Source organism: Devosia polycyclovorans, from assembly GCF_042181575.1.
In the GTDB taxonomy this organism is placed as follows: domain Bacteria; phylum Pseudomonadota; class Alphaproteobacteria; order Rhizobiales; family Devosiaceae; genus Devosia; species Devosia polycyclovorans.
The window spans coordinates 3,668,113-3,680,227 of sequence record NZ_CP170082.1; the positions used below are offsets into that span (position 1 = coordinate 3,668,113).

The 12,115-nt window shown below is 61.1% G+C and carries 10 protein-coding genes; 2 read left to right on the forward strand and 8 right to left on the reverse strand.

The window, feature by feature from the left end; genetic code table 11:
* Positions 1 to 5 precede the first annotated feature (5 nt).
* The 3 genes from ACE4RL_RS18190 to ACE4RL_RS18200 form a co-directional block, all read right to left on the reverse strand.
* Positions 6 to 836 (reverse strand): carbohydrate ABC transporter permease, encoded by an 831-nt coding sequence (locus ACE4RL_RS18190; protein WP_116588548.1) that lies wholly within the window; start codon positions 834 to 836, stop codon positions 6 to 8.
* A complete protein-coding gene (locus ACE4RL_RS18195; protein WP_375598500.1) occupies positions 833 to 1,777 on the reverse strand; it encodes a carbohydrate ABC transporter permease in 945 nt (314 codons plus the stop codon). Before ACE4RL_RS18195 ends, ACE4RL_RS18190 begins: the two co-directional genes overlap by 4 nt.
* A 207-nt stretch (positions 1,778 to 1,984) precedes the next feature.
* Complete coding sequence (locus tag ACE4RL_RS18200; protein WP_375598501.1) at positions 1,985 to 3,328, reverse strand: extracellular solute-binding protein; 1,344 nt, start codon at positions 3,326 to 3,328, stop codon at positions 1,985 to 1,987.
* 291 nt (positions 3,329 to 3,619) lie between these two features.
* Between ACE4RL_RS18200 and ACE4RL_RS18205 the strand changes: the two genes are divergently transcribed.
* Together ACE4RL_RS18205 and ACE4RL_RS18210 are read left to right on the forward strand one after the other, a co-directional pair.
* The gene (locus ACE4RL_RS18205; protein ID WP_375598502.1) at positions 3,620 to 4,666 is read left to right on the forward strand and encodes a LacI family DNA-binding transcriptional regulator; all 1,047 of its coding nucleotides are present in this window, start codon (positions 3,620 to 3,622) and stop codon (positions 4,664 to 4,666) included.
* A gap of 5 nt (positions 4,667 to 4,671) precedes the next feature.
* A complete protein-coding gene (locus ACE4RL_RS18210) occupies positions 4,672 to 6,600 on the forward strand; it encodes a DUF5054 domain-containing protein (protein ID WP_375598503.1) in 1,929 nt (642 codons plus the stop codon).
* Here ACE4RL_RS18210 and ACE4RL_RS18215 read toward each other — a convergent pair.
* The 5 genes from ACE4RL_RS18215 to wrbA form a co-directional block, all read right to left on the reverse strand.
* Complete coding sequence (locus tag ACE4RL_RS18215; protein ID WP_375598504.1) at positions 6,503 to 7,888, reverse strand: DUF6035 family protein; 1,386 nt, start codon at positions 7,886 to 7,888, stop codon at positions 6,503 to 6,505. The genes ACE4RL_RS18210 and ACE4RL_RS18215 overlap by 98 nt on opposite strands.
* 95 nt (positions 7,889 to 7,983) lie before the next feature.
* The gene (locus ACE4RL_RS18220; protein ID WP_375598505.1) at positions 7,984 to 9,123 is read right to left on the reverse strand and encodes an AAA family ATPase; all 1,140 of its coding nucleotides are present in this window, start codon (positions 9,121 to 9,123) and stop codon (positions 7,984 to 7,986) included.
* An 807-nt stretch (positions 9,124 to 9,930) separates the two neighbouring features.
* Positions 9,931 to 10,908, reverse strand: a complete 978-nt coding sequence (locus tag ACE4RL_RS18225) for a 2Fe-2S iron-sulfur cluster-binding protein (RefSeq protein ID WP_375598506.1) — start codon at positions 10,906 to 10,908, stop codon at positions 9,931 to 9,933.
* Positions 10,905 to 11,177, reverse strand: coding sequence for a glutaredoxin family protein (locus tag ACE4RL_RS18230; protein WP_375598507.1), 273 nt, complete (start codon positions 11,175 to 11,177; stop codon positions 10,905 to 10,907). Before ACE4RL_RS18230 ends, ACE4RL_RS18225 begins: the two co-directional genes overlap by 4 nt.
* A 112-nt stretch (positions 11,178 to 11,289) precedes the next feature.
* Positions 11,290 to 11,901: an NAD(P)H:quinone oxidoreductase gene (gene wrbA, locus ACE4RL_RS18235; RefSeq protein ID WP_375598508.1), complete on the reverse strand. Its 612-nt coding sequence runs from the start codon at positions 11,899 to 11,901 to the stop codon at positions 11,290 to 11,292.
* Positions 11,902 to 12,115 lie beyond the last annotated feature (214 nt).

The following is a 12,115-nucleotide window of genomic DNA, read 5'->3' on the forward strand; positions in this document are numbered from 1 at the left end:
AATGATCAAGCCTTGATGCCGCCGAAGAACCGGAAACCAAACTTCCAGCTGACGAAGAGATACAGAGCCACGACGGGCAGCGAATAGATGAGCGCATAGGCGGCCAGGAGCGTCACGATGGGCGTACCCGCCTCGGAGTAGAAGGAATAGATCGCCACCGAGGCCGGCATGTTGTCCGAGCTGCGCAGGAGAATGAAGGGAATGAGGAAGCTTCCCCAGATGTTGACGAAGGCCCAGACCACCACGACGACGATGCCGGGCCGGATGACCGGCAGGGCTACGTCAAAAAAAGCCTGGACCGGCGAAGCCCCCGCCACCATGGCACTTTCCTCATAGGATTTTGGGATGGAGTCGATGAAGTCGCGGAGGATGAACATGGCAGTTGGCAGGAGCCCGCCAGCGAATGTCAGGATGACGGCAATGTGCGTATCCATGACCCCCATGGCCGAAACGATGAGGAAGATCGGCACCATGGCGGCAGATCCCGAAACGACAGAGGAAAACAGCAGCAAAGTATAGGTGACGGCTCCCTTGCCCGGCACCGAGGAGCGGCTCAGGGCATAAGCGGCCAATGTCGCCGCCGCACCCACCAGGATGACACCGCCGGTGGCCTGGATGAAACTGTTCCAGAGCGCCTGAACCGCGTAGGAATTGCCGAACACGGTGGCAAAATTGGAGAGCGTCCACGGGTCGGGAATTGCCAGACCGAGTTCAGCCCGCGCATTAAAGGGCGCGAAAATGAACCAGATGAGCGGCAATGCGAATATCGCGCCGATCAGGGCAGCGAGGGCCGAAAAGGCAATACGGCCGACATAAGCTGGAAGAGTGAGCTTCATGATTTGGGGGCCTTCTTGCGGCCCAGGCTGAGATAGATCAGCGCAAAAGCCAGGTTGATCAGCATCATGATCACACCCACTGCAGCGCCCTTGCCGAACTGGAAGTCCTGGAAGGCAACGCGATAATTGTAGATCGAGACCAGTTCAGTCCGGTAACTCGGCCCGCCATTGGTGAGCAGGAACGGCGTGAACGTGTTGAACGTCCACATGGTAATGAGGATGAGATCGGTGACGATATGCCCGCGAATGAGCGGCAGGCCGATATCGCGGAATTTTTGCCAGCTCGAAGCACCGGCCACGTCCGCGGCCTGGAAATAGCTCGGCGGGATTGACGAGAAAGCCGAGTTGAACAGCATCATCGAGAAGGCCGCGCCGCGCCAGGTATTGAACACCACGATGACCCAGAAGGGCTGCTCGAGGAGAAAGTCCCCGGGCGGCAGGCCGAACCCGGTGAGCAGCGCATTGAGCGTGCCCTGGTCGCGGTCCAGAAAGGCAAACCAGGCAAAGCCGATGACCACTTCGGGCAGGATCCAGGCGGCGATGACAAAGGTCTCGGTAATGCGCTTGATCCATGGCGGTACCGTCTGGATCAGCCAGGCTAGGAGCAGGCCGAGCAATGCCTGCCCGATCAGGGCCGAGGCCAGCACGAACTGGGTGGTCAGAATGAGCGAGAAGCCGAACTGGCCGCGTTGAAAGAAAGTTGCCGGGTCGAACAGCACCAGATAATTGCCCAGGCCCACAAACTCCGGGTTGAGTGCTGTCCGACCGATCAAGGTCCGGTTGGTAAAGGAAACGAAGATCACCCAGAAGAACGGGACGATCACGAAGATCGAGACCAGAAGGCCAGCAGGGAGCATGAAGGCGGCCCCGGCCCTGTTGGAGAGCAGGGAGAAATTGCGCACCTTTCGCCGGGGCTTTGACGTGATGGGTTCAGTTTTCATGGTCACTTTGGCCTAATGTCTGAGGCGTCGGCAGGCGGTGGTGCACACTCGTGTGCCGACCTCGGGCGCGCGAGAGCCACTCCCAAATTGCGCAAGTGTCGAACGGTTCTCGGATGAGAGTCCGAGGACGGATCGGTGAAATGGATGGCACTGCGGCCGTCGGACGACCCGGCACGCATGGCGCGCCGGGTGTGCGAGGGTCTTGGCCTAGAGCAAGCTGACGGTGTTTTCTTCACCGACAATGCTGGTGACCGCGGCCTTGTACTGGGCCATGGCTTCTTCCGGCGACAACTCGCCCGAAACCACGGCTTCCGTCATGCGCTGGATTTCCTGCGACACAGCATTGTAGTTCGGGTCGTTCGGACGGGCCGTGGTCAGCGGCAGCAGCGTCTGGCTGGTTTCGGTCAGGAACGGGTTGTTCGGGATCGGCACGTCCGAACGTGAGCGGATGCCCGGCTGATAGTCCTGGAAGGCGGTCATCTGTTCCTGGCTCATCATGAACGAGAGGAACTTCCAGGCTTCCTTGGGCGTGTCGGTATTGGGGTTGATCACAAAGCCCGTGCCGCCCGAGATGGAGACGAAGTCCTGGCCGCGAATGCCGGCACCGGGCTCCTCTGCAGGCATCTTGACCCAGCTCATGACATTGTCACGGTCGGCAACTTCGAATTCCGAGCCGGGCGCGGTGACCGAGCGGTAGAACCAGTCACCCTCGACCAGCATGGCGGTCTTGCCGTCGCGGAAATTGGCGAAGGACCGATTGCGGCCATCGGCCAGGAGCTGTGCGCGCTGATCGCCCAGTTCTTCATCGACATAGATGGTCTTGTAGAGGTTCAGCACGTCGAGGATGCCCTGGCTTTCCACGATATACTTGCCGTTCTCATCGGTGACACCTTCACCGGTGCCCAGGAGCGCCATCCAATAGCCCTGCATGGTGGTGGCTTCGCCCATGGCAACGCCGGCATTGAGCTGGAGCGGAGCTTCGACGCCCGCTTCCTTGAGCTTGCGTGCAGCATCGAGCACGTCAGTCCAGGAGGTCGGCTGCCAGTCGTCAGCGATACCGGCCTGTTCCAGCAGATCCTTGCGGACATGGATCATGCGCACGTCAGTGCCCAGGCCGATGCCATAGGTTTCGCCATCATAGGACAGGATCGAGCGAATGCCGTCCGAGATGTGGTCCCAGCCTTCCCAGTTCGCATAGTCCTCGCCGATCAGTTCATCGAGCGACTTGAGCTGGCCGCCTTCGGCAAAGGCCGGGATCAGGAAACCGTCAAAGGCGGAAATGTCGGGGCCGGCGCCGGTGGAAAAATCGAGTGCCAACTGCTGAGTGAGCTGAGCGTCTTCGCCGCCGAACTGGTTGAGCGTAACGTTGATGTCCGGATTGGCGGCCTCAAAGGCGGGAATAACGCTCTCTTCGATCCACTCCGCAGTGGCGCTGTTGACGCCGCCGATCACGCATCGGCAGGTAATGTCCAGATCCACAGCGAATGCCGGCGCGGCCATCGCCGTGGCGCCGATCAGGCCGAACGCAATGCTGCGCAGATGATTGCTCATCGCAAATACTCCTCCCATGTGATGGCTCCGAATTCTCGGATAGCCGGTCTTGGCCTCCCCCATTCCGGCAGGAGACTGGTGAAGAATGAACACGTTTTCACTTTCCGTCAATGGCCTGACACACTGTCGAAAACGGCTCGACGGAAAGATGCGTCAGCAACACTGGCTATTTGCAACGCTCCTGTGACAGCTTGACGGGAATCGCCACCGGTTTTCCATGCGTCACAACTTGACAGTGCTCTGCCTTGCGGTCAGACAATTGAACACGATTTCAGCGCGCTGAGGGCGGGTGTGGCATTGAGCCAGGACGAGACGGCGGCAAGGGGGCGGGCAACCGCCGAGATGGTTGCGCAACGCGCCAATGTTTCGCGCGTCGCCGTGTCGCGCGCCTTCAACCCCCATGCCTCGCTAAAGCCCGCCAAGCGCGAGCTGATCCTGCGCATTGCCCAGGAGCTCAACTACACTCCCGACCGCGCCGCCCGCGCTCTGGTCAGCGGCCGCTCGCATTTGGTCGGCGTTATCGTGCCTGACGTTTGCAGTCACTGGGAAAGCCAGGAGATCGATGCGTTGACGACGGCGCTCCAGGCTGAAGGGTTCGCCACCCTGCTGTTCAAAACCCGTATCGACTATTCCATGGACGAGCAATTGCTCGCCTATATGCGCGGCTTCAATCCGGATTCCGTCATCGCCTTTGTCGAGAACGTGAAGCCGACAACGCTGGCCAGATTCCTGGATCGTGCCGTACCCATATACATCCACTATCCCCGCTCCGACGCCCCTGAAGAAAGGCAGGCCGGTCCGTTGCATGACCGCCTCAATGTGCTTCACCGTACCGGCGTTGAACAAGCGGTCTCCCTCCTGCAGGGCTATGGGGCGCGGCGCATAGCCTATGTTTCGGGTGTCGACAAAGCTCGAGCAAACATGGCGCGTGAGGAAATGTTGCGGGTCGTGATGGCCGAGCGCGGACTGGAACCACCCATCATTGCAGCCAGCGACTTCAGCTATGGCCGGGCCTATGCCGCCACCCTCGACCTGTTCCGTGTCGGCGAGGGCGCCGATGCCGTCTTCGCGGCCAATGACGTGGGCGCGTTTGGCGTCATCGATGCGCTGCGCCACGAACTGAACCTGCGCGTCCCCGAGGACGTCAAGGTTGTCGGCTTTGACGACATCGCCCAGTCGCACTGGAAAAGCTACAACCTGACCACGGTCAAGTTCGACCTGCAAGAACGCGTACGCGCCCTGGTGCGACTGATCCTGCGGCGCCTCAACAATCCCGACGCGCCCGCGCTCGAAGAGACCCTCAACACCCGCCTCGTCGTGCGCGGCACCGTCGGCTGATTTTCATGACCTCCAGGACCATCCACCTCGTCTTCAAGACCCATCTTGATATTGGTTTCACCGATCATGCCGCGCGCGTGCGGAAGCAGTATCACGAGCAGTTCATTCCGCAGGCGATTGCCACCGGCGCGCATTTTTACGCCGAGAATCCCGGCGCACCGGCCTTTATCTGGACCACGGGCGCCTGGCTGATCTGGGATCACCTCAACTCGCAGCCGGCCGACAAGGTGCGACGGCTCGAACAGGCGATTGAACGTGGCCTCATCGTCTGGCATGGCCTGCCCTTTACCACCCATACCGAGCTGATGAGCCCGGCCCTGTTCCGCGCCGGCCTCTCTTATGCGGCCGAGCTCGACCGGCGCTTCGGGCGCACCACCACGGCCGCCAAGATGACCGACGTGCCGGGCCACACGCTGGGCATGGTGCCGCTGCTTGCCGAGGCCGGCATCCACTTCCTGCATCTGGGCGTCAACACCGCCAGTCCGGTGCCCGACGTGCCGCCTATTTTCCGCTGGCGCGCGCCCGGCGGGGAGGAGGTGGTGGTCATGTATCAGGCCTCTTATGGTGCCACCGACTTTCCCGCCGGCAACGATGTGGGCCTGAGCTTTGCCCATACCAATGACAATATCGGGCCGCAAAGCGTCGGGCAGACCGTCGAGGCGCTGCGGCATATGCATCACGCCAACCCGGGCGCCGAGATTAGAGCCTCGACGCTCGACGCTTTCGGCGACCAGATGTGGGCGCGGCGGGAGAATTTTCCTGTCGTAACGGAGGAGATCGGCGATAGCTGGATCCATGGCACCGCCACCGACCCGATCAAGCTCTCGCGCTACCGTGCTCTGAGCCGGGTCTATGACGGCTGGATCGATGCGCCAACGCCCGAGCGGCGCGCCTTCGGGCGCGGCCTGACCATGGTGGCCGAACACACCTGGGGCGTCGACATAAAAACCTATCTGCGCGACGAGACGGCGTGGGATCGTGCCGATTTCGAGGCGGCGCGCAAGCAGGACCACCGCTTCGCCTATGCGGAGCAATCCTGGGTCGAACAGCGCGCTTACATGGCAACGGCGATGGAGAACCTCGTGGCCGGGGACAGGGCCGTAGCGGACGCAGCGCTGGCCGAGCTCGACGAAATTGTCCCGGCGAAGCCCGACACCCTTTCAGCCGGAACGCATATCACCAGCGGAGACTGGTCAGCCGAGCTCGACGCAACGAGCGGCGACATCATCCGCATCACCGCGCCGGATGGACGGGTGATCGAAGGGCATAAGGGACGCCTCATCGCCTTTCGCCACGAAAGCTACGACTGGTACGAGTTGCAAAAACACCTCGACAGCTATCTGCAACATCGCGACGAATGGGCCATTCTCGACCACGACAAGCCGGGTCTCGGCGCGGCGAAAACCGCCCGCACGGCACAATTCGCGCCACAGCATCGCGGCGTGGCAGGCGGCATCGCCTGGAGCCAGATGCCGGAGGATGGCCACGCGGCGCTCGGCGCACCCCGCAGCGTAAACTACCGCCTGCGCGCACTTGATGCCGACAGGGTGGAAGTAACGCTGGGACTTCACGACAAGCCCGCAAATCGCATGCCGGAAGCTGGTTTCTTGAGCTTCACGCCCGATGGCTCGGACCGCTGGGAGCTCCGCAAAATGGGGCTGTGGCACGAGAGCGCCAATATTGTGCGTCGCGGCGGCGGTCAATTGCAGGCGGTGGAGGCGGCACGCTCGGGCAGGCTCATGATCGAACCGAAGGACAGCATGCTGGTCTCGCCAGAGGGCGCGCCCTTCATTCCGTTCCAGCCCGAGCGACCCGGTTTCAGCGCCGGACTGCGTTTCAACCTCTACAACAACAAGTGGGGCACCAATTTTCCCATGTGGTGGGAGGGTAGTGTTGCCTTCCGCTTCGTTGTCCAGATCGCTTCAGGCTCGTGATGGACGGCCCGCAGTCGCTACTCTCCGCTTGATGGGTCAGCGCCATTGCTGCCCATCGACAGCTTCTGAGCTTCACCCGTGCCCACGCCAATGACCGGAAAGGGGCGCCTTGGAGACGGTCGGGTTTGGCTGTCAGGATGCTGAGCGAGACCCAGTTGGCCGCATTCCGAACCGCAAGCAGACGGGCCGTCCGGCGACCGAACTCCGCAGCATACCCGTCCGGCGCTGCCACAACGCGGGTCAGCTCTTCGGCAAGGGACAGCCAGGCCAGCATCAGAAGGGCATTGTCCGACTGAGCCATCCTGGCATCGCGCCCATGGACGGCCCTGGCGACAATGGTCCAGTCCGCGGCCAGGGACGGCCACGACGCTCCAGCCATGCAGACGTCACGCAGACGTCGGACGGCCTGATGGGTGTCCTGATCGACCTGATCGGACAAGGCCCGGCCAAACGCTGTAATACCATAGGCTTGCCGAGTTGGCAGATCACGCAGGAGGCGCTCGACGCCAACTCGCGCCACCCGCCAGCTGCAGTAGATCTCCTTGTCGCCTAGGTTCGGCACCACCTGCAGCTCATCAAGCTGCAACTGCCCCTCGGCCTCGCTGGCCTCCAACGCAGCAGGGGAAGCACAGTATATGGATGCTCCGGTGGCAAAGTAGATGTCCTGAAAGCTCTGGCTTTTGAGCCGCTCAAGGTCCGACGCAGAGGTCAGCCACACGTGATGGATGTCGTTCTCAAGGTAGAAACTGTTGCGTCCGGCAATATCCTTGACGGACATGCCGGCCAGCTGCAGGTCAAACCCCACAAGCTCCCCGCTCAGGAACCGCCCCGAGACATCTGGCTGGCGCCGCGTGCCGGTGGTCTCCCCGATGATCTGCTTTTCAACCGCGACGGACCAGAAGTAGGAATCCTGCGCCAAAGCCTCAGCGAGGGCGTGCTTGAGGCGGAAGTGCCCATCGCCTTCCTGCTGACCATTGAAACGGATGTCGCCAAGAGCCCGGACATTGCCGCCGATTCGCCATTTGCAGGCCTTGGCCGCCCCGCTCTGGAAGTGCCGGAAATGGAGACCCCCATGGCCGTCGGCCTGGAAGGTGCGGGCAATATAGACGGGTTCCCCGCATTCATGGCACCGATAGAGCGGTTCGCCTTTGGCCCTCGCCGTGGTGATGGCAAGGCGCTGTTCGGCCAGTTGGGCCGACTGCATCGGGTCAAGGATACTGTCACTGGGAATGACGAGGTCGCCAAAAGCAGAAGGGGAGGTCACAGTTCTGATGGTGCGGTTACACATCGTGGGTTCTTTCCGCTCGTCCTGAGACAAGGTTGGGGCGTTCGCGGACCTGACGGCTCCGCGTTGATGATTTGTTAGGAAGTGCGGGCGGCTGCTTAGTTGAGCAACGGCCGAGACTTGGTCGCCTGGGCAGCGTCGAGCAGCTTGTGCAGCTTGCGAAGGCTCCTGATCTTGCCCGTCACTGTTGCCCTGCGCAGGATCGGCACCAGCCTTGGATCAAGGCCACGCCGTTCTACCTCGCGTGTGGCAATGTCGGCGATCTGTTGCGCGGTCGGAGGGGCGAGCTGAACGACCTTCACGCGGTCCTTCAGTGGCGCCGCGATCCGACTGAGGTCGTTGGCGAGGAAGATGAAATTGAGATAGCTCAGGTCAACCGTCATCTGCAGGTGACTGTCGCGGTAGACCTTGGCAGTCTCGCGCTGCACCAGGCCGATCAGATTTCCGCTCGGCGTCGCCGAGGCATTGCGAGACACGTCCGTCAGCTTGTCGATTTCGTCGAGAACCACAAGGATATTGGCCACCTTGTGTTCAGCCAGGCCGCTGATCAGGGCGGATGCGCGCGAGGTGCCGAACACGCTGTCGCTGCTGGTAATGCTGGTCACCGTCTTCTCAAGGCTGCAGTCAATGTAGATGACTGGTAGGCCGGCTGCCGTAGCGAGGTTGCGTACAAAGCTGGTCTTGCCCAAGCCCGGTGGTGAGGCAATAAGCAGCGGGTGAAAGGCGAACCAGCTGGCGCCGCGGTTCAATGCCAGCTGGCTGCTGGATCGGATATGCTCAATAGCTGTCCCCAGCAGCATGTGCTGCGCAAAGAGATCTGCCGCAACTTCGTCGATCCGATGGTGATCCGACGGCCCGGCAAGGGCGAAGAATTCGATCAGCTCGTTGCGTTGCGCCCGCATGGTGCTCCGCCGTTCCCTGTCAGAACTACTGTCGACGGTGTCCGCCTGATGCTGGTTCGCCAAACGCACAATGGTCTTCTTACCCTCTGAGGTGCGATAGCGAACCGGGCGGCCGAGCCGGGCCCGCATCATGGCATGCAGCCGGATCTCGTAGTCGGCGAACCGATCCTCATCTGCATTGAGATCATCGATGTCCATGAGGTCGCCCTCGCCATCTGACGGGGGCATCTCCGACTCTTCACGGTCGGGCCCGAACATCTGTGCTTCATTTGAAGTGGATGCGGGCTTGGGTTCATCTGCCTTCTGCAAGGCGGGCTTCTTTTCGTTTTTGGTCATGATTACGAATCCAGCGCGAGCGCCATCGAGACCAGGACCGAGCCAGGCACGAGACGATCACAAACAATGGAAGGACGATGCATCAGCCGCCGACTTGCGGCATCCACTGTCCTGCTAAAGCAAAGCAGCCAGACTAGCTGTGATCCCTGAGAGCCGGGGCTTTGCTCAAATTGCCGGAGCCCAAAACGGGCACCCTGAACGCGCAAAAATGGGGGAAATGGTTGCGTCGAATCTCCGACGCCGAATAGATGGCCATAGCCATTGCGTGTCTCCTGTTCCTGCAGGTGCCGCTTTGGTCAGGCCGTCAGTCCGATTGCAGTCGGATTGGCGGCTGCCTTGCCAAGGCGGCGAATGTGTATTCTCTCTTTCACAATGCCAGACTTGGAGAGACTGGCCAGTCCTTAAAGAGATTTAGTTTAACGGCGGCGGGTGGAACTTGTACCACAAACTGTACTACAAACTGTGCCACTGACCGTTCGAGGAAATTGCTATCTATTTGATTTATATAGATACTTTTTAGTACTCCGATTCCTTCACGCGCTCCATTTCCCCGATATCGCCGCTAACCTAAAGCGCTGTTTTAGCTCAAGAAAGGCTGAATTCTGGTCGTTCTGCGCTTTTTTGCACCGTGATTCCTGTGCCACAAACTGTGCCACGGAGGGCAGCCGGTGCCTCGCCTGATTGATCTGGACCGCTATTTGAAGCGAAGGGGCCAGAGCTGGTCCTATCACAGGCGCGTCCCGGATGGGCTATTTGCGCTGCCAATAGACGGGATGGTCGGCAGTAGGCCACTGCCGACCCGTCAGATCAACTGGCGGCTGCGGCGGCGCGCAATTCGAACCTGTCAGTCAGAATATCGCCGGTGAGGCAGTGCCGCGCCGACACCAGTTCCGCTGCCGCGTCAACAAAGCCCGGCGGCCCGGCGATGTAAATCTGCCCTGACAGCAAGCCGCAATCGAGCTGTCTGATGGCCTCGGCCAAAGGCGATGCCGATACGTTCCGCGCGACTGCCCCGATCGCGAAAACCTGATAGGTGAAGCGGGTCTCTGCCTTGGCCGCTTGCGTGAAGAGGCCATTGAGATAGAAGCTTTCGGGCTGGCGCGCAAAGGAGAGGAGATGGACACGGCGGCCGTCGTTTGACTTCAGAATCGACTGGACGGGGGCGTGGCCGGTTGAGGCGGCAATCGCCAGGATTGGTCCCGTCGCGTTGTCAGCGCCAACGGCATTACCGAACGGTCCAGAAATTCGCACAACATCGCTCAACTCAAATTCCTCCGCCAAGAGCCCAGAGGCGCGCCCACCGGCAATGGCACGAATGTGGAACTCCAGATGGGAAGCCCCCTGCCCGCTGGCTACCGAGTAACTGCGGGTAATGCCGGGGGCCAGTTCGATCTGGAAGAACTGGCCCGGTGAAAAGGCGATGGGTTCATCGGGTCGCAGAACCAAGCGATAGATGTCGGGCGCCATGGCGTACAGCGCAACGATCCGGGCCGGCGCACCCGCCACGACTTGATCATCAGCCCAGGCGACGGCCACGTCCGTCAGTGGAACAGCACGACAGGCCAGGATATTTCCGGCTGCCCTTTCCGACGCATCGAGCGCGAAGGGCGAATGGTGCAGCATCATCACCTCGCCCGAGAGGAGTTGGGACTTGCATGCGCCGCACCGACCCGACCGACAGCTATGGGGAAACGGCACATTCGCTTCAAGAGCGGCCTCGAGCACAGTTTGCCCTTCGGTCATTTCCAGGCGTGATTGGCACTGGGGAAGACGCAGAGTGGTCATCGTCCGCTCCCGAACAGGCCGGGCCAATTCTGACGCAACTGAGCGCGCTGTGTGTCATGGGTGCCGTAATAGACCTTGGTCCCGACCACAGTGATGGGTGCGACCCGCACACCGGTTCGTGCCTTGGCCTGTTCGGCCACGCCAGGGCGAGCAAGGTCGTGTTCCTCGAAGGGGATGCCGAGCTGATCGAACCACGCCTTGAGTTGCCGGCAGTCCGGGCAAATTGGGGTCGTGTAAATTTCGATGGTTGTGGAAGATGACGTCTGCATTTTGCACCTCCTGGGATGGTGCTGTCTGTCATCGGCCTTCCAACGATGGTCAGGTCAATGCCCTATCGTCGTGCAAGGAGGATTGGCGGAGACATCATCTCCGCCAACGGGATCAGGCCGCTAATTTGTGAGCGAGCCGCGAGGCCAGGGTAGCTACGTGATGGCCCTGGAAGCGAGCTCCGGCCAGTTCGGCGGCGGTTGGCATCCGTTCGCCATCGCTGCCGACGATCGCCCCGGCGCCGTAAGGGCTGCCCCCCCTAACCTCCTCCAGCCCGGCCTGTCCCTCAAAGGTGTAGGGGAGGCCAACAACGATCATTCCAAGATGGAACAGCGTCGGCATCGCCGTCAGAATTGTGGTCTCCTGACCACCGTGCTGGGTGCCCGAGGTGGTGAAAATTGCGCCGACTTTTCCAACGAGCGCATTGCGAGACCAAAGTCCGCCAGCCCGTTCCAGGAATGCACGCATTGGGGCGGCCATGGAGCCGAAGCGGGTGGGCGTTCCGATGATGATGGCGTCGTAGTCCGCAAGCTCATCGATATGCGCAAGTGGTGCAGATTGATTGATCGGGGAGCCTTCATTTTCGGAGATCTGCATGGGCACGAGATCAGGGACCCGACGGATGGAAACTGTCGCACCGGCCTGGCTGGCCCCTTCAGCGACGGCATGCGCCATGGATTCTATGTGGCCCCAGGCTGAGTAGTAGAGAACGAGTACGCGAGTCATTTTGTGTATTCCTTTGGGGTGGATCGACCGAAGTCGGTAAGCCCGATGTCCTTGAGCAGGCTCGGACTAGTGGGCGGATTCCTGTTCCCGCGGCCACGGAGCCAGCTGCAGAACCGAGCTAGAAGCCGCACACGCTCTGGAGGCGGCTCGAGGTAAAAAGTGAAATCTTCGAACATGATGATCTGCCGGGGCATGGCGAGCCGAAGCTCGCCAC

Coding starts and splice junctions, on each gene's coding strand:
- ACE4RL_RS18190 (WP_116588548.1), bottom strand. CDS start 836: ATGAAGCTCACTCTTCCAGCTTATGTCGGCCGTATTGCCTTTTCGGCC.
- ACE4RL_RS18195 (WP_375598500.1), bottom strand. CDS start 1,777: ATGAAAACTGAACCCATCACGTCAAAGCCCCGGCGAAAGGTGCGCAAT.
- ACE4RL_RS18200 (WP_375598501.1), bottom strand. CDS start 3,328: ATGAGCAATCATCTGCGCAGCATTGCGTTCGGCCTGATCGGCGCCACG.
- ACE4RL_RS18210 (WP_375598503.1), top strand. CDS start 4,672: ATGACCTCCAGGACCATCCACCTCGTCTTCAAGACCCATCTTGATATT.
- ACE4RL_RS18215 (WP_375598504.1), bottom strand. CDS start 7,888: ATGTGTAACCGCACCATCAGAACTGTGACCTCCCCTTCTGCTTTTGGC.
- ACE4RL_RS18220 (WP_375598505.1), bottom strand. CDS start 9,123: ATGACCAAAAACGAAAAGAAGCCCGCCTTGCAGAAGGCAGATGAACCC.
- ACE4RL_RS18225 (WP_375598506.1), bottom strand. CDS start 10,908: ATGACCACTCTGCGTCTTCCCCAGTGCCAATCACGCCTGGAAATGACC.
- ACE4RL_RS18230 (WP_375598507.1), bottom strand. CDS start 11,177: ATGCAGACGTCATCTTCCACAACCATCGAAATTTACACGACCCCAATT.
- wrbA (WP_375598508.1), bottom strand. CDS start 11,901: ATGACTCGCGTACTCGTTCTCTACTACTCAGCCTGGGGCCACATAGAA.